This window comes from Euzebya rosea, from assembly GCF_003073135.1.
GTDB lineage: Bacteria > Actinomycetota > Nitriliruptoria > Euzebyales > Euzebyaceae > Euzebya > Euzebya rosea.
The window spans coordinates 156,862-182,715 of the sequence record NZ_PGDQ01000009.1 but is presented as its reverse complement, the minus strand read 5'-3'; the positions used below and the strand labels follow the sequence as shown (position 1 = coordinate 182,715).

Here is a 25,854-nt window from a genome sequence, read left to right as displayed (position 1 = left end):
GTTCCGCGTGATCAGCCCCCGCCGGGGTCACCGACGGGGGGCGAACCGGACCTCGAGGTCGACGTCGGACTGCGGCTCGAGCGTCAGGATGACCTCCCCGTCCACGACCTCGGCCCCAGGGGGCAGGTCGACGGCGTCCATGCCGTCGGGAACGGCGACACGGACCTCGACCTCGGTCTGCCGAACTGCGGTCTGGTGGATGTAGCGCAGCGCGTAGACGACCTCGTCGCCCTCCTCGGTCCAGGCCCCCGGGGTCGACCAGGAGTAGATCAGCTCCCGGGACTGGCCCGACGGGATCAACATCCACGTCGACGCGACCGGGAAGCCGAGCTCGATCGACGAGCTGGTCGGCAGGTCGGCGTAGCCGATGTCGGGGGTCTCGAAGAAGGTCGTCCCGGGTGCGGTGTAGACCGAGACGTAGGTCACGTTGTCGCCTGCGCCGAAGTCAACCGGTGTGTCGGGCGGTCCGATCATGTACGCCAGCTCACCCGACGTGGGTGCGGTGTTGACGAACCCGGCGGACACCACGCCCGTGGCGACGCCATCGTCCTCGAGGGCCACGTCGTAGCGCACGGTCCGATCGAGGAAGTAGTCGATCTTGGAGCCCGATCCCGAGTTCAGGATGATCGCGAGCATGTCTCCCGGACCGGCCTCGAGCTTGCCGGCGAGGTTCGCCTCCTCCAGGAGTGCCTGCTCGTCGGGGTGGACCGAGTGGATGAGCAGGCTGTCCCGTGCCGTCATGCTGCCGAGCGCGTCCAGCACCGCGGCGGGCGTCACGTCGCCCGGACCGTCGAGGAACCCCTGCAGCGTCTGGGCCGCCACGTTGCCGATCAGCCGCTTCCGCTCGATCGGGTTGCCGATCAGCGAGTACGCGGAGTGGCTGACGAACTCCACCACCTCGGTGGAGGAGACCTCGCCCAGGTCACCGACCTGGATCGGACCGTTGATCTCCAGCATCGCCTCGAAGGCGAACGGGTCGACGGCGATGACGCCGTCGACTGGGTCCCCCAGGACGCTTGCCCAGTAGTTCTCCACCATCCCCGCGGCGGAGGGGAAGTCGGGCGTCATGTTGATGCTGCGGATGCGCGTGGAGCCGCCGTACAGCGCCCAGCGCTCCTCCAGGGAGGGGTCCACCCACTCCACGACGCTGGGGTCCGGCGGCACCGGGAGGTCCAGGGTCTCACCGACGGGCCCGAAGGACAGCTCGCCGTTGTCTGCCTCCATCACGGTGTACCCGCCGAAGAACCCGCCCGTGCCACGTGCCTCGGTCGGGTTGGAGGCCATCACCACGTAGCGCCTGGGTCCATCCGCTCCGAAGATGCGGGGCAGCACCTCTGTGACCTCCGCTCCGAGCGCCAGCTGGTCGGCCGTGGGCTCGAGCACCTCGATGAACTCGCGACGGCCCTCGACGACCGCATCGTCCACCCCCGTGGTCGGCACGTCGCGGGCCATCTGCAGCGCGGTCCCGACGTCCGCTGCGGCGGCCTCGAGCATGGGCGTCAACGCCGCGATGCGGTCCACCGGGACACGGCCGTCCCGTGGCGTGAGCGCGCCGAGACCTCCTTCTCCCTCGGCGAGGACCTCGGCGACCTGACCTGCCGCGGCGGCGGCAAGGCCGCCGGCCCGACCGAGCTCGGCGACCGCGTCCAGGGTGCGGTTGTACGTCGGCACCAACCGGGCGGGCCACACCGCCGGACCGGTGACCCGGTCGGGGAGATCCCGCAGGTCTGCAGCGGCGATGCCGAACAGCTCCGCAGCCCGCTCCACCTCACCGGCCGTCAGGACGCTGCGCGCGTCCAGCAGCGCGGTCCGCGTGTCCCCGACGTCCCCACGGATCCGCAGGAGGGTCAGGGCCGCCACACCCGCCCAGGCGAGGCCGACGACGAGGAGCGCACCGACGACGGCACCCGCCCACCGGCGTCGGGGGGACCGGCCGACCGACCCGCGACCGTCGCGCTCGGTGGGAGGCACCAGGCGGGTCTGGCGAGGAAGGGTCTCGACGCGCTGACGCAGGTCGATGACCTCGATGTCGTCTTGTTCGCTCACCGGATCAAGGGTAGCCGCACGCCATCGGCCGTCCGAGCGCCCTCAGCCCAGCTCGGAGCGGATGCCGTCGACCAGCGCCTGTGCCTGCTCGCCGCGGTCCTCGACCGACGAGCCGCGAGCCCAGCAGGCCATCGTCTCGGAGTCCGCCACGGCCCGATCCTCCCCCAGCGGAGCGCGCGAGAACTGGTCGCGGAGCTCGTCGAACCGAGTGCCAGCACGCTCCAGCGCCGCGTCGCGCAGCGCTGCAGTGCGGACCGCCAGCAGCTCGGCCCAGCGGATCCTGTTGGTGCGAAGCAGGGTGCAGTCGCCGACGTCGAGCCGTCGCGCGGCGCTGACCAGGCCGTCGGCCTCGGCGACCAGCAGCTCGAACCGCTCGACCTGCTGGCTGCGTGAGCCCCGGACGTTCCACGCCTCGACGAGGTCGTCCAGCGCCGTGTCGAAGGCGATGACGGGGGTCAGGCTGTCGACGTCGCGGGTGATCTCCCCCGCCGTCACGCGGCCGAGCTCGCCGAGCTCGGCCGCCATCGCGGCGGCATGCGCCACGGGACCGAGCGGGTCGGGCCCGACCTCGGCCCGCAGCGCTGCGGCGTCGGCCAGCAACGCGTCCGAGTCCGCCATGAGGTCCGCCGCATGTTGTCGGAGGGCCTCCTGGACTGCGCGCTGGGGCGCGCCACGCTCGACCTCGAAGCGCAGCTCCTCGAGACGCGACGGCGCGGCGATGATCAGCCGGGCGACGGCGACGACGTCCTCACCGAGGGCGTCGCGAGCGAGCAGGATGTCGTCCTGGCCGGGGGCCATGGTCTGCACGACCACCGGCGCCGGCACCTCCGGGAGGCACCCGGCAAGCAGCACGAGCAGCACCGCGGCGAGCACGCCGTTTCGGACCCCGGTCACGATGCGGTCAGGGTCTGCGCAGGACGATGAGCGCGCAGTCGTCGTCGGGGGGCCCACCGGACCAAGCATGCACCGCGGACCAGAGCGCCCCCGCCATCTCGCTTGCCCGGACGGCCCCGGGCGTCCACGCGGCCTCCGCTGCCGCCCGGAGGCGGTCCCTGCCGAGCCGCTGACCGTCGGGGGCCTGGGCCTCGGTCGCACCGTCGGTGAACAACACCAACGCGTCACCCGGCTCGAGCTGCCGTTCGTGGGTGGTGAACGCCGGCCCGAGCGGCATGACGCCGAGCGGGCGATCGGCGTGCAGGTCCAGCTCCTCCAGCGGGGTGGTCTGTCGCAGCAGCAACGGTGCGGGATGGCCGGCGAGGACCATGCGCACGCGCCAGGTCGTGGTGTCGATGTCGAGCAGGGCCAGCGTGACGAAGCGTTCGCCGCCGAGCTCCTCCGCGACCGCGGTGTCCAGCAGCCGCGCCAGCACGTTCGGCCCGGTCCCCTGGCGGCCCAGCGCTCGGAGCGACCAGACCGCCATGCTGGCGGCCGCGGCAGCCGGGACACCCTTGCCGGCCACGTCGCCGAGGGCGAGCAGGACACGGTGTTCGTCGGGCTGGAACCAGTCGAAGAAGTCACCGCCGAAGGACTCCGCAGCCGTGGTGTTGGGGTGGTGTTCGACGCCGATGTCGGTGCCGGCCGGTACCCGCCCCGGACGCAGGGTGCGGCTGAACGTGCCGAGCAACGTTCGTCGCTCGGTCGCGAGGCCGGCGTTGACCAGCGCCGGGCCGAGCGCCCCGGCGAGGGTCGACAGGACGCCGTGGACCTCGGGGTCGAGGGGGCGGTCGTGCAGAAGGCCGAGGGCCCGCCGCGGGTCCTCACCGATGAGCAGCAGCGTCAGCAGCCGCCCGTCCGCGAGGGGGGCGGGGGCGCCGAGCATGGCCCGTCCGGCGCGAGAGGTGCCGGGGGCCAGGACACCGCGGATCCGTCGTTCCACCGCCTCGTCCATGCCGTGCTGCAGCACGCGCAGGCCGGGGCCCGCCTCGGCCTCGGCCACGAGTCGGTCGGCGTCGGGATCGGCGACCATGCGCCAGACCACAGTGGCCGTGACGACATCCAGGTCGGCGACCTCCTCGACCAGCGCGGTGAGCAGGCCCGAGACGGTCCCTGCACGGGTGAGCCGTGCGGCCAGCTCCGTCACACGGTCCAGGAGGTTGCGCGTGCGGGCCATGCGTTGGTGCTGACGCAGGGCGTCGAGCGCCGGAGCCACGGCCATCGCCATGTCGCGGCAGGACTGCAGGTGGGCGGGGGCGTGCTCGCCGGCGACCAGCAGGACCCGGTCGGCCGGTTCCTCCGCACCGACGTCGATGACCAGGCCGGCGCCCCATCCGGTCAGGCCACGAAGCGGCGGTGGCACGCCTGCCGCGTCGGTCCAGGCCTGGGGCCGGTCGCGGTCGCTGGTCGCCCACAGCGTTGCCAGTGCGGCTTGGTCGGCGGGGAGGTCCAGGCCGGTGTCGACGGCGACCTCGACCCGTCCGGTGGTGGCGTGCCGCTCCAGCACCGCGGCGCCCGTCGCCTCGGTGGCGTCGACGACGGTGTCGACGAGCGCGGTCAGCACCTCGACGACGGTCGTGGCGCTGGCGAGGTGTCGGATCAGGCCGGTGAGTGCCGTCAGCACCCCCTCGGTGGTGTGGGGTGCCCGGTCAGCGCCCGGGGCGGTGGCGTCGGTGGAGGTCATCGCGATGTGTGGGGAGGCGTCCGGACGTCGCGCAGGGGGTGGGCGCGGCCGTCCAAGCCTACGACCGGTGCACGCGGGGACAACTCGACACCGCGGTCTCAGGCATCGGTGGGGATCTCCAGCGGGGAACCGTCGGTCGTGCCGTGGGCCGCGTGCGTACGGCCGAGCGCCAGCAACCAGCTGGCCGGCGGTCGTTCGCGCGCTTCCTGCTGGAGGGGTTCGGGCAGCGAGTCGATCAGCCCGCCTGCCACTCGCCGCGCCCGGTCGAGGTGCTCGTCGGCGGCGTCGGTGTCCACCTCGGCGAGGATCAGCTCGGCCGGCCAGACCAGCGGGGCCGCACCGCAGCGGGCGGCCAGCTGCAGGCCGCGACGGGCCAGCCGGACGGCCTCGGACTGCTGGTCGCGAGCGGCCGATGCCGCCGCGAGGAAGATCAGTGACTTGGCCTCGTGGCGGCGGGCGCCCTGGTCGTGGGCGATCCGCGCGCCGGTGCCGAAGGCACGGTCGGCCTCACGGTAGGCGCCACGGACCATGGCGACCTCTCCCCGGACCCACGTGAGGCGGACACTCTGCCGCCAGGACCCCGCGGTCGTCACGGCCCCGGCCGCCACCTTGACCCGTCGTGCCAGGACCGCATCGTCGGCGCCGAGCCCCACGGCGTCGGCCACCTGCCCGACCCGGATGGCGGCCCGCACCGACGGGCTGCGCACCCGGGAGGCCCTCAGCGTCTCCAGCGCCATGTCGTCGGCGACCTCGGCCCGGGCGTGCAGCGAGACCTGGCGGTACAGCATCGCCTCGGCCATCAGCGCGGCGGCCTGGATGATCGGCGCACCCTGCTTGGCCTGCTCGCAGGCCTCCAGCGCATCGCCGTACCGCCCCGCGGCGGTGAGCAGCCAGGCGCGTCGCCACTGGATGGACGGACCGTCCCGGCCCTCGAGCGCGGAGAGCGCACGCTCGAGGCGACCGCTCAGCGCGTCTCTTCCCAGCGACGGTGCTGTCTCGCTGGTCGACTCAACCACTGACAGTGCCGCTCGTGCTGCTGCCCATCCGTGCAGACCCTAACAGGGTCGAGGGTCCGCGGCCGGTCGGGTCGGGTCCGGCGTGCCACACTGCGGGGCCGAGACCCACCCCCGCGGGAAGGACCCCCGAGTGAGCGACGCCGACATCCTGTCCACCCAGCACCGCTGGCTGGAGGACGAAGAGCTGTCCTGGATCCGCGAACGCGTCCCGACGGTGTACGTCGAGGCCGTCCCGGTGCGCACCGACCACCTCGGGACGGTGACGAAGGTGGGCCTGCTGCTGCGTCCCCGCCCCGACGGCACGGTCTCCCGCGCCATCGTGAGCGGCCGAGTGCTGTACGGCGAGACCATCCGTGACTCGCTGTGGCGTCACCTGACCAAGGACCTCGGACCGGACGCCGAGCCGCTGCTGCCGCCCAACCCCTCCCCCTTCACGGTGGCCGAGTACTTCCCCGAGCCGTCCAGGACCGGCTACTCCGACCCCCGCCAGCATGCGGTCAGCCTCGTCTACGTCGTGCCGGTGAGCGGTGAGTGCGCCCCGAGCCAGGACACCCTCGACTTCTCGTGGATGAGCGTTGAGGACGCCACGTCCCCCCTCGTCGCCACCGAGATGACCGGCGGCCAGGACCGCCTCGTCCGCATGGCGATGGCCCACGTCGGCGTCCTCCCCTAGCCCGGGTTCGGCCACCCGGGCCGGGTTCGGCCACCCGGGCCGGGTGAGGCCGGTCTCGGGCGTGGGGGCCGTGACCGGGCGTGGGGGCCGTGACCGGGCGTGGGGGCCGTGACCGGGCGTGGGGGCCGTGGCCGGGCCGGTCGCCCGCGACCATCGTGTGCGATACCCACCCACTGAGGGCGTGCATCCCACACGGGGGTGGCCCATGTGTGGGATGCCCACCTCTGGCGGGCCGGCGTGGCACACCAAGCGAGGGGGTGTGGGCCTTCGGCGGCCCAAGAGGTCGTCCAGCGCACACGGGCTGTGCGCCGGCCCGGCCCTGTGGATGAGACCCTGCGGTGGATGAGGCCCTGCGGCGGATGTGGCCCTGCGGCGAATGACCGGACGCAGTGTCGGCCTTGCGCGTGGCCGGTCCGACGCATCGGCTGGCCTGACGCACCGTCCCGGACACGACACCGGCGCGAGCGTCGACGTCTCAGGCGCGGCGCGGGGCGACGTCGTCGCCGAGGCGGTCCACGAGGTCAGCAGCCAGCCGCATAGTGCGTGCGGTGAGCGCGAGCGAGGCAGCGGCGGCCGCCCGTCCAGCGCTCTCCAGCGACGAGATGGCCCTGGCAGCCTCGCCGGTCAGGCTCCTCGACGGCGCTGCCGGCTCTGCGCCGGCCGACGCCGGCGCATCCGTGCGAACGTCGTCCGGTGTCGACTCGTCGTCGACCAGGCCGAGCTTGGCCGCGAACTTGTCGAGGTCGGGCTTGTCCTGCTCCCTGGCCGGGTGGTGTCCCTGCTGGTTGTCCTTCGGAACCGGACGCCCCTTGCCGCCCGACTGTCCGGGCTGATCTCGACCCTCGAGGTCGCCCGCGACGTTGTCGAGGTCCATCTCCGGGGTTTCCTTGCTGCGGTGGAGTTCTGGTTGCTGCGGAGTGCTCATGCGAAGAACGTGCCCCGCGTCGATGCGCCGAAACGCGTCAACCGACGGCCCGTCCGACCGCCCCGGCCCGGGCGACGACGTCGGACCGGAACCGGCGTCGGTACGCGTCGCGGTCGTCGTCGATCATGCGTGTGGGATAGCGCTCCACGACCCAGTCGATGCGCCTGACGTTGCGGTCGCGCCGGCGATCGTGCCGTTGCTGGCTGGGCGACTCGTGGTGGGGACCATCGATCTCGCCGTCGAAGCGGATGTCCGGGATGGCCAGATCGGCTTCTCCGAGTATCCGTCCGCTGTCGTCGACGATGTCGTACGGCGTCGGGTGGAGTCGGAGTCCCAGCTCCGCACACACCGAGGAGGCGATCCGACGTGCCACGTCCTCGGTCCGTGAGTGGGAGAACCCGGGCCGCAGCTCCTCAGCGCATGCCCGCAGCAGCGGAGGGGGCCTGCTCGGCAGTCCGAACGCAGCTGGTTCGTCGACGAGCCCCAGCAGCTCCTCCACCGCGAACCGGCGGGTGCGGTCGAGATGGGTCGCGAGGTCGCCCAGGGCCTCCACGGCGCCGATCGTCCCCCTCGACAGGTGCGCGGCGTCCCAGAGCATCCGCGAGGGAATCGCCACCGGCAGGCCGTCGTGGTCGTCCCAGAATCCGGCGACCCCACGTCGGCTGCGCACCAGGTCCACCGCCGCCCGTCGGGTCGTGACGGTCGCCGGCACCGCGAGCTGCGGTCGCAGCGACCGCCCCCGATCGAACCCGCTCAGACCGGCGGCTGACCACCCGGTGACCATCACCAGGTCGCCCAGCACCCGACGAAGGTCGTCCAGGTCCGGAGGGTCGACCGCGAGACGGGACGCGGCCGAGGTGTTGGCGATCGCCAGCGCCGCAGCCCACAGCCGCCCGAGCACGGAAGCAGGAACGCCGGGCAGGCGCCAGACCGAGTGGTGGACACGCGTCCATGCTTCGCGAACGGCGCGTCGTCTGATGGCTTCCGCCGTCAGGCCCAGCGCTCGCGCCTGCCAGACCGCGACGTGCCCGGCCTGGGACGCCGCGAGCATCCCCACGCCGGCCCACCGGGTCCGGGGCGGCTCGAGGTGGAGCACCCGTGATGAGGCAAGAGGTGTGGCCATGCCGCCGAGGGTGGCCTGTCGCGCAGTCCCCCGTTCCAGGACCTGGCGATGCCTGTGGACAACTGGCGCGAGACCCACCCTCCCCTGAGCCCTCCTCCCCCTGAGCCCGTCGCGCCGGGCCCTCCTCCCGTGGGCCGGGCGTGTGCGATCCACCGCAGCGCACCCGGTCCATCGCACACGGGGTGCGCCACCGTGTCCCTGCGCCGCCCCCGACAGCCCGGGATGCCACACGAGCCCGAAGGGTGTGCGCCATCCCCACCCGCTGCCGGGGTCGACCACACACGGGCGGCTCAGCCACCCGAGAACGAACGACGGGGCGGCCCGTGTGGGCCGGCCCCGTCGAGGGTCTTGCGGGTGACGCTGGACTAGAAGTCCATGCCGCCCATGCCGTGGCCGTGGTCGCCACCGGCCGGAGCCGCAGCAGCGGGCTCGGGCTTGTCGGCGATCAGGGTCTCGGTCGTCAGCATGATGCCAGCGATCGAGGCGGCGTTCTGCAGGGCAGAACGGGTCACCTTGGCCGGGTCGACGACGCCGAAGGCGATCATGTCCCCGTACTCACCGGTCAGGGCGTTGAGGCCTTGGCCAGCGTCCAGGTTGCGCACCTTCTCCACGACAACGGAGCCCTCGAGGCCCGCGTTGGCGGCGATCCAGTACAGCGGCGCGGACAGCGCCTGCTTGACGATGTTGGCACCCGTGGCGTAGTCGCCCTCGAGGTCCAGCTTGTCCAGGGCGTTGCCGGCCTGCAGCAGCGCGGTGCCACCACCGCCGACGATGCCCTCCTCGACAGCAGCGCGGGTCGCGGACAGGGCGTCCTCGATGCGGTGCTTCTTCTCCTTGAGCTCGACCTCGGTGGCCGCGCCGACCTTCACGACAGCGACGCCGCCGGACAGCTTCGCCAGACGCTCCTGGAGCTTCTCGCGGTCCCAGTCGGAGTCGGTGTTGTCGATCTCACCCTTGATCTGCTTGATGCGGCCGTCGATGTCCTCCTGGGACCCGGCGCCCTCAACGATCGTGGTGTTGTCCTTGGTGATCGTGACCTTGCGGGCACGACCCAGCAGGTCCAGCGTGACGCCGTCCAGCTTGAGGCCAACCTCTTCGCTGATGACCTGGCCACCGGTGAGGATGGCGATGTCCTGCAGCATGGCCTTGCGACGGTCGCCGAAGCCGGGGGCCTTGACGGCCACGGACTGGAAGGTGCCGCGGATCTTGTTGACGACCAGGGTCGCGAGGGCTTCGCCCTCCAGGTCCTCGGCGATGATGACGAGCGGCTTGCCGCCCTGCATGACCTTCTCCAGCACCGGCAGCAGGTCCTGGACCGAGCCGATCTTCTGGTTGGCGATCAGGATGTAGGGGTCCTCGAGGACGGCCTCCATCCGGTCGGTGTCGGTCACCATGTAGGGGGAGATGTAGCCCTTGTCGAACTGCATGCCCTCGACGAAGTCGAGCTCCAGGCCGAAGGTCTGGGACTCCTCGACGGTGATGACGCCGTCCTTGCCGACCTTGTCCATCGCCTCGGCGATGACCTCGCCGATGGAGGGGTCGTTGTTGGCCGAGATCGAGGCCACGTTGGTGATCTCGTCCTGGGTCTCGATGTCACGGGCCATCGTGCCGATGGCCTCGACGACGCGCTCGACGGCCGACTGCATGCCGCGCTGCAGCATGGTCGGGTTGGCGCCGGCCGCGACGTTGCGGAGGCCCTCCTTGATCATGGCCTGGGCCAGGACCGTGGCGGTCGTGGTGCCGTCACCAGCGACGTCGTTGGTCTTGGTGGCGACCTCCTTGACCAGCTGGGCGCCCATGTTCTCGTAGGCGTCCTCCAGCTCGATCTCGCGGGCGACGGTGACGCCGTCCTTGGTGATCGTGGGGGAGCCCCACTTCTTCTCGAGGACGACGTTGCGTCCCTTGGGGCCGAGGGTGACCTTGACCGCGTCGGCGAGCTGGTTGACACCAGTCTCGAGCTTGCGGCGGGCGTCCTCGTGGAACTTCAGCTGCTTAGCCATGTCTCGGACTCCTTGTTACTTCTGGATCTTGGCGAGGATGTCGCGAGCGGAGAGGATGATGTACTCCTCGCCGCCCAGCTTGATCTCGGTCCCGCCGTACTTGGAGTAGATGACAACGTCGCCCTCGGCGACGTCCATCGGAACCCGCTCGTTGTCGTCACCGACGCGGCCCGGGCCGACTGCGATGACGGTGCCCTCCTGGGGCTTCTCCTTGGCGGTGTCGGGAATGACCAGTCCGCTGGCGGTGGTCTGCTCGGCCTCGTTGGCCTGCACGACAACACGGTCTTCCAGCGGCTGCAGTGCAACCTTGGTGGCGGTCGCCATCTGTAGCTCCTCCTAAGTCGTCCTTCGGCATCGCACCGCGGAGCAACCCTCGACGGGTGGGTCCGCGCACGACAGCGGGACGTCGGCAATTGGGTTCGGATCGTCTGTGCGTCGCCGGCTGGATCTCGCACCCCCGACGACGCGGTTGGCACTCGGTCATCCGGAGTGCCAGACGGGAAGTTAGCACTCGCCCGTGGAGGCTGCAAGGAGAAGTGCCAACATCTGAGCGTCATACGCTCAAGTCGCGCGCGGTCACGGACGGTGACAAGAACAAGTTTTACAGAGCGTGACGCTGTGTTAGGCTTCACGCAGGGTGTATCGCGGCGAACACGCCGTATCCCCCGTGAGGGGGCGTCGAACGTTGCAGGAGGAACGAGTGGCCACGGACTACCAGAAGCGTCTTGGGGCCCGTCTGCGTGCCATCCGTCAGCAGCAGGGTCTGACCCTGCAGCAGGTGGAGGAGGTCTCGGGCGGCCGTTGGAAGGCGGTCGTCGTCGGGTCCTACGAGCGTGGGGACCGCGCGGTCTCGGTGGCCAAGCTGGCCGAGCTGAGCGAGTTCTACAACGTGCCGGTGTCGGAGCTGCTGCCGAAGGAGGACCTGCCGTCGTCGGCGACGTCCGCTGCCGCCAGCAAGATCATGCTCGACCTGCGCAAGCTCTCGCGGGCCGACCTCGACCCCGAGCTGCGGCCGGTCAGCCGGTTCGCCCACACCATCCAGCTGCAGCGCGGCGACTTCAACGGCAACGTCCTCACCATCCGTGGCGAGGACCTGCGGGCGCTGTCGGTCATCTACGGCACCGACCCGGAGGACCTGGTCATCCGCCTCGAGGACGAGGGAGTCCTCGCCCAGGCGTAGTCCAGACGCGGCGGCCTCTGGACCTGGGTCCCGGGGTCGTCGGTCGCCGTGTGACTTGGTCGGCCCCGAGGGTGGTCGATGCCACCCGGGGTTGGCCACCGTGTGCGATGCCCACCCCGTGCGGGCCGCCAACGCACACGAGGGTGCAGGGTGGGTGGGATGCTCCGCGCCCACAGGCGTCCATCGCACACACCCTCCCCGTCGCCGCTCAGGCGGGCCTCGCGAACGCTCCTCCGTCGCGGGCTCGGGTCCTCAGCGGAGTGCCAGCTTCCCCCAGGGGGTTGCGCTGACGCTCCACCCCCTTCGACCCCCACACTCCGCCTCCGGGCCTCGCGAACGCTCCTCCGTCGCGGGCTCGGGTCCTCAGCGGAGTGCCAGCAACCAGTTGCCGCGTTCGGCGAAGCCGGCGCCGCGGTAGGCGCGGATGGCGGGCTCGTTGTCGTCGCGGACGTGCAGGCTGATCACCGGCAGGCCACCGTGGAGCAGCTCGGCCGAGAGGCGCTGGACCATGCCGGTGGCGATCCCGCGGCCCCGCCACTCCGGGTCGACGTAGACGCCCGCGATCTGCGCACCCCGCCGAGTGGAGTACAGCGACAGGTCCAGCTTGGCGACGGGCCGACCGGCACGTTCGACGACCCAGGTCATCCCGCGATCCACCGACTCGCCCATCCGGTGACCCACAGCCACGCGTGCGCTGCCGCCGAGCGGCGGCCCCATCCGGTCCTCGACGTGCAGGCGGCAGGCGAACTCCTCCAGCCACGGCAGGTCCTGCCGGGCCCCGCGCCGGAACCCCTCCACGTCGGCGAAGCCGTCCATGCGCTCCACGGTCATGAAGCGCTGGATGCGCACCTGCGGCCGACGGCGCCACCACGACCGACCCATCGCCAGGTCCAGCAGGGCGCTGGTGATCGCCTCGTCCCCGATCATGATCCGCCAGCGGGACCGCTCGACGAACGGCGCGAGCTCCTCCGCCCCGTCGGGGTGGCCGGCCGGCAGCACCGTCCCGGTCAACCCGAGGTGCACCACGGACCGCGGCGCGTGATCGCCCCACACCACGAACCGCTGGCTCTCGTGGCGGTCCAGCGCATCGAGCAGGTAGTGGTGGCGGGGATCCCACATGCCCGCGGGCAGGCGACCGAAGTCGCGCTCCAGGGCGTCGACGACCGCGGGTACCCCCGACAACCGCAGGCGCACTGCGGTGGGACGGGCTGGGGTCGTCGTCACAGCACCACTTCTACCCGGCGAGCGGGACCAGCGGCAGGCCCGGGTCGGCATCGATCGTCAGCGGCGACCGTTCACCGGCCACGAGTCGGTTGTATCCCGCAGCGGCGATCATCGCCCCGTTGTCGGTGCAGAGGACCGGCTGGGGCAGCAGCAGGCGACGGTCCGTCCGCGCACAGCCGTCCGCCATCGCCTCGCGCAGCCGCCCGTTGGCGGCCACACCCCCGACCAGGGTGATGGTGCCCACGTCATGGGCCTCCGCCGCCCGCAGGGTCTTGGTGACCAGCACGTCGACGATCGCCTCGTTGAACGACGCGGCGACATCGGGCATGACGATCTCCTCCCCCACCGCCTCGCGTCGCCGCAGCTCGCGGATGACCGCGGTCTTCAGGCCCGACATCGAGAAGTCGAGGGTCCCGTCGTTCATCATCGCCCGGGGGAACGCGATCGCCGTCGGGTCACCCGTGCGGCCCAGCTTGTCGATCTCGGGCCCGCCGGGAAACGGCAGCCCCATGAACCGGGCGATCTTGTCGAACGCCTCGCCAGCCGCGTCGTCGATGGTCTGGCCGATCGTCTCGAAGCGCCCCTCGGCGTCCAGCAGCACCAGCGAGGTGTGCCCCCCGGAGACGATGAGGCTGATCATCGGCGGCTCGAGGTGGCCGAACTCCAGCTGCGTGGCGCAGACGTGCCCCTCGAGGTGGTTGACGCCGATGAACGGCAGGTCGTGGGCCAGCGCGATGGACTTGGCGGCGGCCACGCCGACCAGCAGCGCCCCGACCAGGCCCGGCCCCGCCGTGACGGCCACGCCCTCGACGTCGGCGTAGGTGGCCCCCGCCTCGACGAACGCGCGGTCGATCGCGGGCAGCATCATGTCCAGGTGCGCGCGGGCGGCGATCTCCGGGACGACCCCACCGAAGGGGCGGTGGTGCTCGAACTGGGTGCCGATGACGTTGGAGCGGACGGTGGTGCCGTCCTCGACCAGCGCCACGGCGGTTTCGTCGCAGGACGTCTCGATCCCGAGGACCAGCATCAGCGGACTCCTTCGAGGGTGGTGGTTCGGACGGGGGACAGGGCGGCCCTGAGGCGGTCCAGCCGGGCGGCGCACTCGGACCCGTCGAGGTCGTGGGCCCACATGATCAGGGCGTCCTCACCGGTGGCGGCGTAGTAGCCGGGACGCACCCCGACCGGGGCGAAGCCGAAGCGGGCGTACAGCCGCTGTGCCGGCTGGTTCTCGGTGCGGACCTCCAGCGTGGCGGCGGTGGCCCCACGCGTCCGCGCTTCCTCCATCAGGGCCACCATCAGGTGGGAGGCGATGCCACGGCGGAGGTGGTCGGCGGACGTGGCCAGCGTGGTGACGTGCATCTCGTCGACGGCCACGAGGATGCCCCCGAAGCCGAGCACCTGCCCGGCGTCGTCGACGGCGACCCGGTAGGCACGCGTCGGCTCGGCGAGCTCGGCCCGGAACAGGCCCTCGGTCCACGGCTGGGGCTGGACGGCGTGCTCGATGGTGAGCACCACCGGCAGGTCGTCGGCCTCCATCGGCCGTACGGTCACGGCGGTCACGCGCCGGCCGTCCCACCGTGCAGCGCCCCGCGCTTGGCCCAGTTGATCTGTGCATCGGCCTGGCGGATGTAGGTGGGGGTCAGCTCCTCGGGCCGGCGGGTCTCCTCCCGGAGGAACCGCGGCAGCGCGAGCTCCACCAGCGCCTGGGCGGACGGGTGGGCCGAGCCGACGCCACCGATCTCCGCGCCGACGCTGGCCAGCAGCCCGGCGTGGGCGATCGCGCCGTCACCGACGCACAGCACGTCCTCGCCGATGGCCTCGAGCTCGCCGGCCAGCGTCTCGGGCCGTCCCGTGCGGAACTCCGTCACCCGCTGGACGCCGCCCGGGGCGCAGCGGTACAGCGCCCAGAACAGCTCACCGCGCTTGGCGTCGATGACGCTGCAGATGACCCCGTGCGCGTGCCGGTGCGGGAAGGCGAGCAGGTCGAGGGACGCAAGCCCGACCACGGGCAGCTGGCGTGCGTGCGCGAACGCCTGCGCGGTGGCGATGCCGACGCGCATGCCGGTGAACAAACCGGGGCCGAGCGACACCGCGACGCCCTTGACGTCGTCGGGGACGAGCTCGGCGGACCGCAGGCACCAGCTGATGGCCTCGGTGACGAAGCGGCCGTGGGCACGCTGGAGGTGCGGCAGGCCGCTGCCGAGGGAGGTGGAGGCGACCACGCCCTGTTCGGTGGCCAGGCAGACGCTGGCGGCGGGAGTGGAGGTCTCGACGCCGAGGACGAGCATCAGGCGTCTCCTTCCTGCGGGGCCCAACGGCGCAGCCGCGGTTCGAGCTCGGCCAGCCGACGGGTCCACGACGGGCCGTGGGATCGCAGGACGATCCGACGGGGTTCGGGCTGCCAGTCGCCGGCCGAGGCAGCGCTGGCGGCGCCGACGGGGTCGAGCTCCGGCAGGTGCAGCTCGACCTCGAGGTGATCGGTCGGCAGCAGCGGGGCCATGGCGTCGCCCCACTCCACGAAGGTGACCCGCTGGTTGTCCAGCGCATCGCCGAAGCCCAGGTCGAGCACCTCCTGCAGGCTCTCCAGCCGGTAGACGTCGAGGTGCAGCAGCGGCAGCCGTCCCTCGTACTCCTTGCGGAGGATGAAGGAGGGGCTGGTCACCCGTTCGGTGACCCCGAGGGCCTTCGCCGCCCCCTGCACGAAGCAGGTCTTGCCGGCCCCGAGCTCACCGGTCAGCGCGATCACGTCCCCGACGACGGCGGCATCGGCGAGGATCCCGGCGACCTCGTGGGTCTGCGCAGGGGCGGTGGTGATCAGCTCGAGATGACGACTCAAGGGGAAGCGCGCATGGGGTCGAAGGCATGTGCATGCGGACGGTCAGTGTAGTCACCGCGTCTCGTGCGACCCTGCGGACAGCACGACCGACACGACACGGTCGCCCCACCATCCTTCCGCTGACATCCCCACACCCTCCGAGGAGCCTCCTGACATGTCCCTGCTCGAGCTGACCGAACCATCCCCCGGCGTCCGGCTGCTGACCCTGAACGATCCCGAGCGCCGCAACGCGATGGGCTTCGAGATGGCCGCGGAGATGATCGCGACCGCAGCCGAGCTCAAGGTGGACCGCGACGTCCGGACGCTCGTCGTGACCGGTGCCGGCAAGGGGTTCTGCGCCGGGGCGGACCTGCCCCAGCTGTTCGGGGAGTCCGACCGCTCGGTGCAGCAGGTCCATGCCGACCTGCAGGGCTACTACCGGGCGTTCCTGGCCATCCGCGAGCTGCCGTTCCCCACGATCGCCGCGGTCAACGGGGCAGCGGTCGGGGCCGGCCTGAACCTGGCGATGGCCTGCGACATCCGGCTGACCGGCCCGTACGGCAAGTTCGGTGCCACGTTCTCGCGGATCGGGCTGCACCCGGGCGGCGGCTGCACCTGGTTCCTGGTCAGGGCCATGGGCGCGTCGAAGGCGCTGCGGACCCTGCTGCTGGGCGACATGCTCGACGCCGAGGCCGCGGTTGCGCACGGGCTGGCCGAGGGGCCCCACGAGGACGTGGTCGCCGAGGCCCTGACCCTCGCAGGCCGGTTCGCCGAGGTCGACCCCCAGCTGGCACGACACATCACGAAGGCGGTCGACCTGGCGGTGGCCACCGACGACCTCGACGCGGTGCTGGAGTACGAGTCGTGGGCACAGGCCGCCTCGGCGTCCTCCGACCAGCTGAAGGCCTGGGTCGGTCAGTTCAGCTGAAGGCCCGGGTCGGTCAGTTCAGCTGAAGGCCCGGGTCGGTCAGTTCAGCTGACCGAGTCGGGGCCGGGCACAGGGGCCGGCGGGACCGCTCAGGCGTCCTGGCCGGCCTCGCGGGCGAGCGCGGCGTTGCGCATGCGCTTGCCGATGAAGGGCAGGAAGATGAGGGCGACGAACCCGATGAGGGTCAGCAGGCCTCCGGGCCCGATGCTCGGGGTGAGCAGCGCGAGGTAGAGGCCGACCAGCAGCATGCCGACCGACACGAACGAGATCACGGTCGTGACGGCCTTGATGCGTCGTTCGGCCTCGACGCTGGCGTAGGGGTAGTCCTCTGGGAAGTCACTCATCTGTCGTCCTTCTGCGCGGCCTGCATGGCCGCCAGCACGTCGTCGGGGACCGCCAGGGGCTGTCCGGCGGCGGCGCGGACGGCCGAGCGGATGGCCTCTGCCACAGCCCGGGCCGCCAGGGTGGCGACCAGGTCGGAGGCGTTGGGCACCTCGCGGGCCTGGGTGGTCAGCAGGAACAGGGCGTCACCGTCGAAGGCGGTGTGCGCCGGCTCGATGGTACGGGCGATCCCGTTGTGGGCCAGATCGGCCGCCCGTGAGGCCTGCGCCTTGGTCAGGGCCGCGTCGGTGACCAAGCACCCGATGACGGTGTTGGCGCGCGGGGGCGGGGCGAGGTCGGTGAAGGGGTACCCGTCGATGTCGTTCGGCGTTCCCCGTTCGGGACCGGCGAGGAACGTGCCGTCCTCGGCCAGCACGTTGCCGAGGGCGTTGACCGCCATCAGCGCGCCGACCGTGACGCCGCCCCCGCGGACGACGGCCCAGCCCTGCCCTCCCGGACGGATGTGCTGGAAGCCGCTGGACTTGGCGACGGTGCAGCCCGCACCCACGCCGACCCGGCCCTGGTCGGGGTCAGCGAACCTGGCCGCCTCGCAGGCCGCCCAGCCGCTGTCGGCGTCGGGACGGTCCGCGCCACGCCGGTGCAGGTCGAACACGATCGCCCCGCCGACGACGGGGACGGGGGTCACGAAGCGGTCGTAGCCCCGGCCATGGGCCTCGCACCAGCGCGCCACCCCGTCACCGACGGCGAGGCCGAACGCCGAGCCCCCGGACAGGAAGACGGCGTGGCACTCGGTGCCCTGCCCGCCGGGACCGAGCGCCGCAGCCTCACGCGTGCCGGGTGCCCCGCCGCGGACGGCGCAGGCACCCATCGACCCCTTGGGCGGCAGGACGACCGTGCAGCCGGTGTGGCCGTCGGGGTGTGTCCACGAACCCACGGCCACGTCGGGCAGGCCCAGGGCCATCAGCTCGTCCTCGAGGTCGTGCCGTGCGGCGTGATCCCGACCGGGATCAGTCGAACAGCGTCCTGACGCGGTCGGTGTCCTCGGTGCCGATCAGCGGGCCGAGCCACGCCGCAGCGCGTTCGGGGTCCGCAGCGATCTGCTCGAGGGTCTCCAGGCGGGCACCGGCCTGCAACGTCGTGAACGACGGGTGGGCTTCGGCGACCTGGCCGAGCTCGGCCTTCATGTGGGGGTGGAGGCGGGCCAGGTGGCCGACCAGCAGCCCGTACGCGCAGGCACGGGCGGCCTCGGCCTGGGGCTGTGCGGTCCATTCCGGGCTGATCCGGCTCAGGCGGGGGGCCACCTGTCCGGCGACCTCGTCCAGCCAGGCCTCGACGTCCTGGGCGACACCGGCGCGGCGGTTGGCGACCAGGTTGGTGTCGCCCGGCTCGTCCTCTCCGATCGTGGCCTGGTCGTCGGCGGCAGCCTCGGCAGGGGTCGAGTCGGCGGCAACCTGCTCGACGGGCGTCGCGCCGTCGCCCTCGGCCGACACCTCGGCGGCCGGCTCGGCGTCATCGGCGGCAGGTGCCCACGCGCTGTCGTCGGCACCCGCATCGGATGCCGCCGCGTCGTCGGCCTGCTCGGCGTCGCCGTCCCCGGGCGGGTCCCAGTCGGTCTTGCCGTCGGTGGACACGTGTCCGGTCCAGGCCTCGCCGTCCCAGTAGCGGAACTGGAAGCGACCGGAGGGGTCGGGATACCAGTCAGCGGCTGGCGCGTCTGACTCACTCACGCGGATCTCCTCGGGGGTGGTGGGGCTGGGCGTGCCCGCAGGCTAGCGCCTCGGGGCTCGGCGGGCGTCCGTGGGGACGCAGTCGGCTGACAGCGTATGGCACGGGCGCCGATCACAGACGTCGACGGCACGCGGTCCGGGCGAGCCGAGGCCATCATCGGCCGCGCCGCCGAATCATCAGCTCGCGGCTCAGCATGTCCCGCACGGGGTGGGCACGGCCGAAGGTCCAGTCGTCCACCCGCTGCACCGCGATGGCGTCGCGGATGGAGGAGGAGACGATCAACTCGTCGGCGTCGGCGAGCACGTCGACCGGCCAGGTCCCGTGCAGCACGTCCAGGCCGTGGGCCATGGCGATGTCGACGAGGGTCCGTCGGCTGATCGACGGGACGATGCCGAGGTCCTCCGACGGCACGTGCACGACCCCCCGCGCCACGAACACGACCCCGAACGTGGGGCCCTCCAGCACGTGGCGGTCGGGCACGGAGTACAGCAGGGCGTCGTCGGCTCCGGCTTCCCTGGCGCGACGTGTCGCGGCCATGTTGGGGCCGTAGGACATGGTCTTGGCGCCGGCAGCGGCGTAGCCGTCACGTGGGCTGATCCACGGGCCGGGCTGCAACGACAGCACGGTCGGATCGGGACGGACCGGTTGTGGGGCGAGGGTCAGCACCCGGGTGCCGCTCCCGGTCACGTAGATCCGCAGCGCGGCATCCCCCGGCGCGCGGGCGAGCAGCTGGTGGACCTCCTCGGCGATCAGCTCGAGGTCCGCGGCGGGCAGGGCGCTGGCCTCCAGCGACGCGGCCAGCCGGGCCAGGTGGTCCTCGAGGCGGAAGGCTCGACCGTCCCACACCCCGATGGTCTCGAACGCACCGTCGCCGCGGGCAACGCCGTCGTCGGTCAGGGCGAGGCGAGCGACGGCCAACGGCATGGCCACGCCGTCGACCACGGCACGACCCTCTGTGTCCCGCGTGTTCATGGTGGCAGAAGGCTACCCGGTGGTCACCCTCGGTCCGGAACCGGACGGATGATGGTGCCGACCCGTACCGACGCCGGCTGGGTGGGGAACGCGCTCAGCCCGACCCCGAAGTCCGCGGGAAGCGGCGCCATCAGCCCTGCGTCGGCGCCGTCCACCGTCAGGGCAGCCCAGGTCAGCGCCCGCCAGTCGTCGGCCCCGTAGAACTCCTGCTGGCCGCCGGGGGCCACGCCCGCCGCCCGGACCCCCTCGCCGCCGCCGATGACGTGCCCGACGAACGGCCGGGCAAGGCGGTCCTCCAGCGCGATCCACCGTGGGCTGCGACGCAGCACGCGGGGCCGCAGCGCGAACAGCCACGACCGCCAGTCCCGCGGCGCGAGGGTGGCCGAGAGCTGCAGCGGGCCCGCCGACACCCGCAGCGCGTCCCGCAGGAGGCGGCCCTCGAGGGGGACGACCCGAACGGTGTCGAAGGCGTACAGGCCTGCGACGTAGTCGGCGACGTCCTGCCGGGGGGCGAGGAGGATCCGCTCGCCGTCCGGCCGACGCCACATGACGTCGACGAACATGCCGAGGGGCGAACGGGCCCAGGCGCCGACGACGACGGACTCGCCTGACGCGAAGCCCGCGGCGGTGATGGCGCCCTCGAAGAGGTGGTCTCCAGGTGTGGTCACGAGGAGGACAGTCCTACCCCATCGGGGAGGAATCCGACCCCTCGCCGTCGAACCCCGCACCGACCCCCTCACCCCTGGAGCACCACCATGATCCGAAAGACGATCGCGACCGCGGCCAGCGCCTTGTTGGTGATCGGCCTGCTCGGCGCCGCCCCCGACACCGGCTTCGACCGCCAGCAGGCGCCCGGCGTGGGTGACACCGACCTGTTCAACTTCGAGCACGTCGGCAACATCACCCTGGCCAACATCCCCGAGACCCAGGCCAGCAGGAAGGTCGACAACCAGGGCACCGACGTGGAGTTCTTCACCACACCCGTCACCCTCGACGACGGCACGGTGGAGGAGCGCGACTTCGCCGTCGTCGGCGACCACTCCGACGGCATCGGCATCATCGACATCACCGACCCCGAGAACGCCGTGGTCGCCGACTACATCTCCTGCGCCAACCCGCGCAGCGACGTCGGCGTGTTCCAGTGGACCGAGGACGACGGCACCCTCCGGACCTTCGTCGGTTCCAGCCGCGAGTCCGGCGCGCTGTGCACCGAGGCCGGTCCCGAGACGACGTACGAGTCCGACGACGGCAACCCGCTGACCAGCGAGGCCGGCGGATTCTCGATGTTCGAGGTCACCGACCCCTACGACGCCCAGCCGTTCGCCCGCGTGCGCATCGGCGCCGGTGGCGCCCACAACTTCATGTTCCACCCCACCGCCCCCGTCGCCTACGCCTGGAACGGCGAGATCGGCGGCGCCGAGGTCACCTCCATCCAGATCGTCGACATGAGCCCGTACTTCGTCGACGGCGGCGACGTCACCGACATCCGCTCCTTCATCGGGCCCGAAACCATCGGCAGCCCCCACGACGGCGAGCTCAGTCCCGACGGCTCGATCATGTACGTCGCCAGCGAGGTCGACTACCTGATCTACGACAACACCGACCCGCTCGACCCCCAGCTGACGACGGCGTTCGCCCCCAACGAGGGCACGTACGCCCACGGCTACTTCCCCTCCCCCGACGGCGCCATCGCGGTGACCAACAACGAGTCCCTCGCGCTGGGCGGCTTCTTCGCGGACCGCTCGGGCGTGTGCCCCGGTGAGGGACTGGCCTTCTACGACACCTCCATCGCCGGTGCCGCGGTCGGCCCGCTCAGCTACTACGTGCCACCGGTGCAGGGTCAGACTCCCGACCACCGTGCCTGCACCAGCCACTTCGGCCGCGTCGCCCCCAACAACCAGGTGATGAGCGTCGCCTGGTACGTCCTCGGCGGCCGCGTCGTCGACTTCGCCGACCCGACCCTGCCGGTCGAGATCGGTGCCGCGACCATCTCCCTGGAGGACTCCGAGTCAGGCGCCTATGGGACCACGGCCGGCCGCACCGCCGGGACCGAGGCCTGGAGCGCCAAGTTCTACAAGGGCCCGTACATGTACGTGGGCGACCAGGGCCGCGGGTTCGACATCTTCAAGTGGACCGGCCCGGAGGAGTGCGGCAACCCCTTCGACGAGACGTGGGACTCCGACTGCTTCATCGAGAACGGTGACTTCCGCCTGATCATCGACCCGGCAGCCCCGACCGCTGCGCCGGAGGGGACGACCGTCTTCACCCCGGCGATGGTCTCCGAGGCGCTCGCCGTCGTCACCGACGAGGACGGGACCCTGCGGTTCTCCTGCCAGGTCCGCTGACCGGACCTGCCTCGACACCACGATCGTCCGGCCGCCCCTCGGGGCGGCCGGACACGTTTTCGGGACCGACCGCCGTCAGTCGGGAAGGACGATCGGGTCGAACGCGGCGGTCGGCATCTCGGCCCGACCGCTGTCGAAGCCATGCCACCAGCGCACCGACTCCGCGCTGATCGTCCGCCCGGAGATCCGGCCGCGAACGGCCACACCGGCGACCTCCGTCGGGCGGAACCCCGGGTCGTGGTCAGTGACGACAACCGCCGGCAGCCCGGTCGGCACCGACTCGCCCGCGGGGAGGTCCAGGGTGAAGCCCGGCCCCCAGATGGCCGGCAGGACGCGCAGGTGCTCACCGTCACGGACGCCGAGGACGACTCGTCGCTGTCCCGACAGCAGCCGCCGCACCTCCGGAGGGACGGCGGTCGGCAGGCCCGGCGCGATGCCCGGACCCATCGTCGGCGCGAGGATCGGCTCGGGATCGTCGACGGTGATCCGCAGCATCACCCGGCGGGCGGGCATCCAGCGGGAGGGGATCCGGGCCGCATCCACGACGTAGCCGGCGATCGACGGGGCCTGCTTGACCGCCAGGGCAGCCTGCGCAGCGGCGAGGGTCGCCCCGTGGGTGGCCATGGCGACCACGTCGGTCGGGCGGAAGATCCGGGCCCTGCCGCGCAGCACCGCGCCGGACGCGCCATCGTCGTCGGCCCCGACCAGCACGGCAACCTCCGGACGGTCCTCGATCCGCTCGACCTTGGCCGAGGAGCCGGAGGTCGAGCACCACAGGTGCCGACCGTCCCACCAGAAGGCCATCGGGGCCAGCACGGGTCCGGTACGGCCGTGCCAGGCCAGCGTCATTCGCTTCGCGTCGTCGAGCAGTCGTTGGTCCACGGCCCTACTCTGCCCGGTGAACCCTGACCCCTACCGCCCCCGCGGCGAGGAGACCCCCTCATGTCGGACCACCCGTTCGTTGCCTTCAACGTGCTGACCGTGCCCGAACCCATGCGAGAGACCCTCGAGGACCGCTTCGCCAAGCGTGCTGGCGAGGTCGAGAAGATGGACGGCTTCGAGCACTTCGAGCTGCTCCGCCCGGTCGGCGGCACCGACAAGTACTTGGTCTACACGCGCTGGAAGTCCAAGGAGCACTTCGACGCGTGGGTCAACAGCATGCAGTTCGGCAAGGGCCACGCGCAGGCGTCGCAGGACGGGCGCGAGGGTGGCCCCGCAGCGAGCGGCTCGGAGGTCTGGAGCTTCGAGGCGATACAAACCGCGGACGCCGCTGGCGTCACCCAGCCCGCGGACGCCGCTGGCATCACCCCGGACGCCTAGCGGGATGGCGATGGACGCCCTCACCGCCATCGCCACGCGCCGGTCGGTCCCCCGGCTGGTCGCGCCCGGCCCCGACGAGGTCACCCTCGAGCGGCTGCTGCAGGCAGCCGTGGCCGCACCGGACCACGGTCAGCTGCAGCCATGGCGCTTCGTGGTCATCGAGGGCGATGCCCGTGAACGCCTCGGCGAGGTGTTCGCACGAGCCCACGCGGCGCGCGAACCCGGCGCCGATCCGGGCGCGCTCGACAAGACGGCCTGCAAGCCGCTGCGTGCGCCCACGATCGTCGCCGCGGTGTCGACCCCCCTTGCCGCCGAGGAGGCGTGGAACGGCAAGTCGGTGCCCGCGTGGGAGCAGGAAGCCGCCGTCGCTGCCGCAGTGCAGAACCTGTGCCTGGCCGCGCACGCGATGGGGCTCGGGGCGATGTGGCGCACCGGCTGGTTCGGCGATGCCCCGGAAGTCCGTGAGGCGCTGGCGCTGCGCGAACAGGACCGCATCATCGGGTGGGTCTACCTGGGGACCATCCCGGCCAACAACCACCCGGCACCGCGCCGGCCGGCGGAGCTGGAGACGGTGGTGGAGCGATGGACCTGACCGGCCTGCCGCCCTCGAGCTGGGCCTACCGTGTCGACAGTCCGGACCTGGACGCCCTGAGCGACGCGCTCGACATCGCGGGGATCACCTGCGACGGGCTGACCGAGCAGGACGGGGTGTCCACCGCGTGGTTCGCCACCCGTCCCGATCCGGCGACCACGCCACCCATGCCGCTGGACGGGCGCTGGGAGGAAGTGCCCACGACCGACTGGTCGGAGTCGTGGAAGGAGGGGCTGGACCCGATCACCGTCGGTGCCCTGACCGTCGTCCCCCCATGGCTGGCCCCCGAGGGGCCGCAGCTGGACGAGCCGCCCTACCGCATCGTCATCGAACCCGGCATGGCGTTCGGCACCGGCCACCACGAGACGACCACCGCGGTCCTGCGCGCCATGCAGGACGTCGAGCTCACCGGTCGACGGGTGGCCGACATCGGCACCGGCACCGGCGTGCTCGCCCTGGCCGCCGTCGCGCTCGGTGCCCGCGAGGTGATCGCCGTCGACGTCGACGAGCTGGCCATCACGGTGGCGACGGAGAACGTGGCCGCCCACGGCACGGCCGACCGCATCGTCCTGCGGGTGGGATCCTGCGAGGTCGTCGACGGCACCGCCGACCTGGTGATCGCCAACATCATCACCGACAAGCTGCTGGCGATCGCCGAGGACCTCGTCGCCCTCGTCGCGCCCGGCGGCACGCTCCTGTGCTCCGGTGTCGCCGTCGACCGCAGCGACGAGGCCCGGTCGACCTTCGCCCGAGCCGGCCTGGAGCCATCGGTCTCCCCCGGTCGGGAGTGGTCCGTCCTCGTCGCGCACCGTCCCGCCGACGGCTGACGATCACGCGCGGGCCTGCCCGGACGGCCGCATCCCCACCGCGTTCCCGCCCGTGGAAGGACTCCGCCCCGGGGAAGGACTCCGCCCCGGGGAAAGACTCAAGGCCCCGGGCCGAAGCCCGGGGCCTTGAGGACGTGTCGGGCCGCCGCGCCCAACACGGCACCGAACATCGATGAGCCGCCGCGCCCATCAAGTCGGTGTCGGGATGATCTGTTGACATGGACTTTCGACATCGCCGCCGACTCTCCTGCCCGATTCCCGAAATTTCTTGGCTGATCCGACGAGCGGCGGTCCCGACGGTCACATGGGGCGCAGGATGGCACCGAGCCCGCCGTCGAGACCAGCAGAAACGGTGGGAACCGGGTCGGCCAGCCAGTCGACGTCCAGCAGCACCAGGTCCCCCTCGCTGATCGGCGCCCCCGGCCGCATCAGGGACGAGACGGCGAAGCCGCCGTCGAGGACCCCGGTGGCGACGCGCACCGAGAGGGCAACCGCATCGTCCTGCGTGGCGCCCGGCACGCGCAGCGCGACGGCCCCGTCGTCGGAGGACGTCGCAGTGATGGCGAACGCCTGCCACTCGGGCAGCTCGGCCGCGCTGCGGACCGGCCCCCGGCCCTCAACCGCCGCCGGCGTGCCGACGAGCGCGATGTCGGCCCCGTCCAGCAGCTCCACCGGGACGGGCGTGCGGCTGTCCGCCCCCTGGCGCGCGACAGCGACGACCTCGTCGGTCCCCCCGATGACGACCAGGTCGGGCCCCACACCGACAGCAGGGGCGCCGACCTGTGCCTCCTCGACCAGGGCCCCGCGCTCCAGCAGGGTCCACCCCGTCGCAGGCGGCTCCACCGTCCGGTACCCGCGCGCCTCGAGCTGAGCGGGCACGCCGCCGACGTCGTCGTGGGCGACCAGCACCACCGCCGGGGCGCCGGTGGTCACCGACCCCTCGACGCCGTCCGGCGTCAGTCCGGTCAACGCGAGGGCTTGCTCGACGCCGTCCGGGCCTGCCCGCCACACCGCACCGCGGTCCAGCAGGGACTCCGGAAGCGACGCCACCAGGTGGGGAGCGCTGGAACGGGCACACGAGGCCAGCAGCAGCGCCGCGGCCAGCACGAGGAACAGGGCGGTCGAGCCCGTCGGCCGGGATGACATCGCCAGCACGGTAACCCAGCCGCTGGTCCTCGCCG

The 25,854-nt window shown here is 72.1% G+C and carries 27 protein-coding genes; 7 read left to right on the top strand and 20 right to left on the bottom strand.

Annotated elements, in window-relative coordinates; all coding sequences use genetic code 11:
- Positions 1–27: 27 nt before the first annotated feature.
- The 4 genes from CUC05_RS14050 to CUC05_RS14035 all read right to left on the bottom strand — a co-directional run bounded on the left by CUC05_RS14050 (position 28) and on the right by CUC05_RS14035 (position 5,679).
- The gene (locus tag CUC05_RS14050; RefSeq protein WP_108666741.1) at positions 28–2,046 is read right to left on the bottom strand and encodes a DUF4012 domain-containing protein; all 2,019 of its coding nucleotides are present in this window, start codon (positions 2,044–2,046) and stop codon (positions 28–30) included.
- Positions 2,047–2,088: 42 nt separating this feature from the next.
- Entirely contained in the window at positions 2,089–2,940 is an 852-nt protein-coding gene (locus CUC05_RS14045; protein WP_108666740.1) for a hypothetical protein, read from the bottom strand.
- A 7-nt stretch (positions 2,941–2,947) separates the two neighbouring features.
- Positions 2,948–4,663 (bottom strand): PP2C family protein-serine/threonine phosphatase, encoded by a 1,716-nt coding sequence (locus tag CUC05_RS14040; RefSeq protein WP_108666739.1) that lies wholly within the window; start codon positions 4,661–4,663, stop codon positions 2,948–2,950.
- 98 nt (positions 4,664–4,761) lie between these two features.
- Positions 4,762–5,679, bottom strand: coding sequence for a hypothetical protein (locus CUC05_RS14035; protein WP_108666738.1), 918 nt, complete (start codon positions 5,677–5,679; stop codon positions 4,762–4,764).
- A 130-nt stretch (positions 5,680–5,809) separates the two neighbouring features.
- Here CUC05_RS14035 and CUC05_RS14030 point away from each other — a divergent pair, with 130 nt between their 5' ends.
- Positions 5,810–6,352 carry a DUF4916 domain-containing protein gene (locus tag CUC05_RS14030; RefSeq protein ID WP_205712336.1) on the top strand — a complete coding sequence of 181 codons (543 nt, stop codon included), beginning with the start codon at positions 5,810–5,812 and terminating at the stop codon, positions 6,350–6,352.
- Positions 6,353–6,827: 475 nt separating this feature from the next.
- On the opposite strand, the gene CUC05_RS14025 is transcribed toward CUC05_RS14030, so the two are convergent.
- From CUC05_RS14025 to groES, 4 genes are all read right to left on the bottom strand, one after another.
- Entirely contained in the window at positions 6,828–7,277 is a 450-nt protein-coding gene (locus CUC05_RS14025; protein WP_157965558.1) for a hypothetical protein, read from the bottom strand.
- 37 nt (positions 7,278–7,314) lie between these two features.
- Entirely contained in the window at positions 7,315–8,400 is a 1,086-nt protein-coding gene (locus tag CUC05_RS14020; RefSeq protein WP_157965557.1) for a hypothetical protein, read from the bottom strand.
- Between the two features lie 365 nt (positions 8,401–8,765).
- On the bottom strand, positions 8,766–10,400 hold the full coding sequence (groL, locus tag CUC05_RS14015; protein WP_108666735.1) for a chaperonin GroEL: 1,635 nt from the start codon (positions 10,398–10,400) through the stop codon (positions 8,766–8,768).
- Between the two features lie 15 nt (positions 10,401–10,415).
- A complete protein-coding gene (gene groES, locus CUC05_RS14010; protein WP_108666734.1) occupies positions 10,416–10,724 on the bottom strand; it encodes a co-chaperone GroES in 309 nt (102 codons plus the stop codon).
- A 376-nt stretch (positions 10,725–11,100) separates the two neighbouring features.
- On the opposite strand from groES, the gene CUC05_RS14005 reads away from it, so the two are divergent.
- Entirely contained in the window at positions 11,101–11,580 is a 480-nt protein-coding gene (locus tag CUC05_RS14005; RefSeq protein ID WP_108666733.1) for a transcriptional regulator, read from the top strand.
- A gap of 363 nt (positions 11,581–11,943) precedes the next feature.
- On the opposite strand, the gene CUC05_RS14000 is transcribed toward CUC05_RS14005, so the two are convergent.
- Genes CUC05_RS14000 through tsaE form a run of 5 tightly spaced genes read right to left on the bottom strand, consistent with a single transcriptional unit; the run spans position 11,944 to position 15,640 of the window.
- Positions 11,944–12,804: a GNAT family N-acetyltransferase gene (locus CUC05_RS14000; RefSeq protein WP_157965556.1), complete on the bottom strand. Its 861-nt coding sequence runs from the start codon at positions 12,802–12,804 to the stop codon at positions 11,944–11,946.
- Positions 12,805–12,814: 10 nt separating this feature from the next.
- Complete coding sequence (gene tsaD, locus CUC05_RS13995; RefSeq protein ID WP_108666731.1) at positions 12,815–13,831, bottom strand: tRNA (adenosine(37)-N6)-threonylcarbamoyltransferase complex transferase subunit TsaD; 1,017 nt, start codon at positions 13,829–13,831, stop codon at positions 12,815–12,817.
- Positions 13,831–14,364 carry a ribosomal protein S18-alanine N-acetyltransferase gene (gene rimI, locus CUC05_RS25355; protein ID WP_205712335.1) on the bottom strand — a complete coding sequence of 178 codons (534 nt, stop codon included), beginning with the start codon at positions 14,362–14,364 and terminating at the stop codon, positions 13,831–13,833. The genes tsaD and rimI overlap by 1 nt, the downstream gene beginning before the upstream one ends.
- Positions 14,361–15,092: a tRNA (adenosine(37)-N6)-threonylcarbamoyltransferase complex dimerization subunit type 1 TsaB gene (tsaB, locus tag CUC05_RS13985; RefSeq protein ID WP_108666730.1), complete on the bottom strand. Its 732-nt coding sequence runs from the start codon at positions 15,090–15,092 to the stop codon at positions 14,361–14,363. Before tsaB ends, rimI begins: the two co-directional genes overlap by 4 nt.
- Positions 15,092–15,640 carry a tRNA (adenosine(37)-N6)-threonylcarbamoyltransferase complex ATPase subunit type 1 TsaE gene (tsaE, locus tag CUC05_RS13980; protein WP_205712334.1) on the bottom strand — a complete coding sequence of 183 codons (549 nt, stop codon included), beginning with the start codon at positions 15,638–15,640 and terminating at the stop codon, positions 15,092–15,094. Before tsaE ends, tsaB begins: the two co-directional genes overlap by 1 nt.
- Before the next feature lie 154 nt (positions 15,641–15,794).
- Here tsaE and CUC05_RS13975 point away from each other — a divergent pair, with 154 nt between their 5' ends.
- Positions 15,795–16,547 (top strand): enoyl-CoA hydratase-related protein, encoded by a 753-nt coding sequence (locus CUC05_RS13975; RefSeq protein ID WP_108666729.1) that lies wholly within the window; start codon positions 15,795–15,797, stop codon positions 16,545–16,547.
- A gap of 89 nt (positions 16,548–16,636) precedes the next feature.
- Here the strand turns inward: CUC05_RS13975 and CUC05_RS13970 are convergent, their stop codons facing one another.
- The 5 genes from CUC05_RS13970 to CUC05_RS13950 form a co-directional block, all read right to left on the bottom strand.
- Positions 16,637–16,891 (bottom strand): hypothetical protein, encoded by a 255-nt coding sequence (locus tag CUC05_RS13970; RefSeq protein ID WP_108666728.1) that lies wholly within the window; start codon positions 16,889–16,891, stop codon positions 16,637–16,639.
- On the bottom strand, positions 16,888–17,850 hold the full coding sequence (locus CUC05_RS13965) for a P1 family peptidase (protein ID WP_108666727.1): 963 nt from the start codon (positions 17,848–17,850) through the stop codon (positions 16,888–16,890). Before CUC05_RS13965 ends, CUC05_RS13970 begins: the two co-directional genes overlap by 4 nt.
- Positions 17,851–17,896: 46 nt before the next feature.
- Positions 17,897–18,616: a DUF2510 domain-containing protein gene (locus CUC05_RS25350; RefSeq protein ID WP_205712333.1), complete on the bottom strand. Its 720-nt coding sequence runs from the start codon at positions 18,614–18,616 to the stop codon at positions 17,897–17,899.
- A 154-nt stretch (positions 18,617–18,770) separates the two neighbouring features.
- The gene (locus CUC05_RS13955) at positions 18,771–19,589 is read right to left on the bottom strand and encodes an aminotransferase class IV (protein ID WP_108666726.1); all 819 of its coding nucleotides are present in this window, start codon (positions 19,587–19,589) and stop codon (positions 18,771–18,773) included.
- A 23-nt stretch (positions 19,590–19,612) separates the two neighbouring features.
- Entirely contained in the window at positions 19,613–20,257 is a 645-nt protein-coding gene (locus CUC05_RS13950) for a hypothetical protein (protein WP_108666725.1), read from the bottom strand.
- An 87-nt stretch (positions 20,258–20,344) separates the two neighbouring features.
- Here CUC05_RS13950 and CUC05_RS13945 point away from each other — a divergent pair, with 87 nt between their 5' ends.
- Positions 20,345–21,934 (top strand): LVIVD repeat-containing protein, encoded by a 1,590-nt coding sequence (locus tag CUC05_RS13945; RefSeq protein ID WP_108666724.1) that lies wholly within the window; start codon positions 20,345–20,347, stop codon positions 21,932–21,934.
- A 75-nt stretch (positions 21,935–22,009) separates the two neighbouring features.
- Here the strand turns inward: CUC05_RS13945 and CUC05_RS13940 are convergent, their stop codons facing one another.
- Complete coding sequence (locus tag CUC05_RS13940; protein WP_157965555.1) at positions 22,010–22,816, bottom strand: pyridoxamine 5'-phosphate oxidase family protein; 807 nt, start codon at positions 22,814–22,816, stop codon at positions 22,010–22,012.
- A gap of 60 nt (positions 22,817–22,876) precedes the next feature.
- Here CUC05_RS13940 and CUC05_RS13935 point away from each other — a divergent pair, with 60 nt between their 5' ends.
- Genes CUC05_RS13935 through CUC05_RS13925 form a run of 3 tightly spaced genes read left to right on the top strand, consistent with a single transcriptional unit; the run spans position 22,877 to position 24,673 of the window.
- Positions 22,877–23,254, top strand: a complete 378-nt coding sequence (locus CUC05_RS13935) for an antibiotic biosynthesis monooxygenase family protein (protein ID WP_108666722.1) — start codon at positions 22,877–22,879, stop codon at positions 23,252–23,254.
- 10 nt (positions 23,255–23,264) lie between these two features.
- Positions 23,265–23,846, top strand: a complete 582-nt coding sequence (locus CUC05_RS13930) for a nitroreductase family protein (protein WP_157965554.1) — start codon at positions 23,265–23,267, stop codon at positions 23,844–23,846.
- Entirely contained in the window at positions 23,837–24,673 is an 837-nt protein-coding gene (locus CUC05_RS13925) for a 50S ribosomal protein L11 methyltransferase (protein WP_108666720.1), read from the top strand. Before CUC05_RS13930 ends, CUC05_RS13925 begins: the two co-directional genes overlap by 10 nt.
- Before the next feature lie 300 nt (positions 24,674–24,973).
- On the opposite strand, the gene CUC05_RS13920 is transcribed toward CUC05_RS13925, so the two are convergent.
- Positions 24,974–25,819, bottom strand: coding sequence for a hypothetical protein (locus CUC05_RS13920; protein ID WP_157965553.1), 846 nt, complete (start codon positions 25,817–25,819; stop codon positions 24,974–24,976).
- Positions 25,820–25,854: the final 35 nt, after the last annotated feature.

Coding starts and splice junctions, on each gene's coding strand:
- CUC05_RS14040 (WP_108666739.1), bottom strand. CDS start 4,663: ATGACCTCCACCGACGCCACCGCCCCGGGCGCTGACCGGGCACCCCAC.
- CUC05_RS14025 (WP_157965558.1), bottom strand. CDS start 7,277: ATGAGCACTCCGCAGCAACCAGAACTCCACCGCAGCAAGGAAACCCCG.
- CUC05_RS14020 (WP_157965557.1), bottom strand. CDS start 8,400: ATGGCCACACCTCTTGCCTCATCACGGGTGCTCCACCTCGAGCCGCCC.
- groL (WP_108666735.1), bottom strand. CDS start 10,400: ATGGCTAAGCAGCTGAAGTTCCACGAGGACGCCCGCCGCAAGCTCGAG.
- groES (WP_108666734.1), bottom strand. CDS start 10,724: ATGGCGACCGCCACCAAGGTTGCACTGCAGCCGCTGGAAGACCGTGTT.
- tsaD (WP_108666731.1), bottom strand. CDS start 13,831: ATGCTGGTCCTCGGGATCGAGACGTCCTGCGACGAAACCGCCGTGGCG.
- tsaB (WP_108666730.1), bottom strand. CDS start 15,092: ATGCTCGTCCTCGGCGTCGAGACCTCCACTCCCGCCGCCAGCGTCTGC.
- CUC05_RS13975 (WP_108666729.1), top strand. CDS start 15,795: ATGTCCCTGCTCGAGCTGACCGAACCATCCCCCGGCGTCCGGCTGCTG.
- CUC05_RS13970 (WP_108666728.1), bottom strand. CDS start 16,891: ATGAGTGACTTCCCAGAGGACTACCCCTACGCCAGCGTCGAGGCCGAA.
- CUC05_RS13965 (WP_108666727.1), bottom strand. CDS start 17,850: ATGGCCCTGGGCCTGCCCGACGTGGCCGTGGGTTCGTGGACACACCCC.
- CUC05_RS13955 (WP_108666726.1), bottom strand. CDS start 19,589: ATGAACACGCGGGACACAGAGGGTCGTGCCGTGGTCGACGGCGTGGCC.
- CUC05_RS13945 (WP_108666724.1), top strand. CDS start 20,345: ATGATCCGAAAGACGATCGCGACCGCGGCCAGCGCCTTGTTGGTGATC.
- CUC05_RS13935 (WP_108666722.1), top strand. CDS start 22,877: ATGTCGGACCACCCGTTCGTTGCCTTCAACGTGCTGACCGTGCCCGAA.
- CUC05_RS13930 (WP_157965554.1), top strand. CDS start 23,265: ATGGACGCCCTCACCGCCATCGCCACGCGCCGGTCGGTCCCCCGGCTG.
- CUC05_RS13925 (WP_108666720.1), top strand. CDS start 23,837: ATGGACCTGACCGGCCTGCCGCCCTCGAGCTGGGCCTACCGTGTCGAC.
- CUC05_RS13920 (WP_157965553.1), bottom strand. CDS start 25,819: ATGTCATCCCGGCCGACGGGCTCGACCGCCCTGTTCCTCGTGCTGGCC.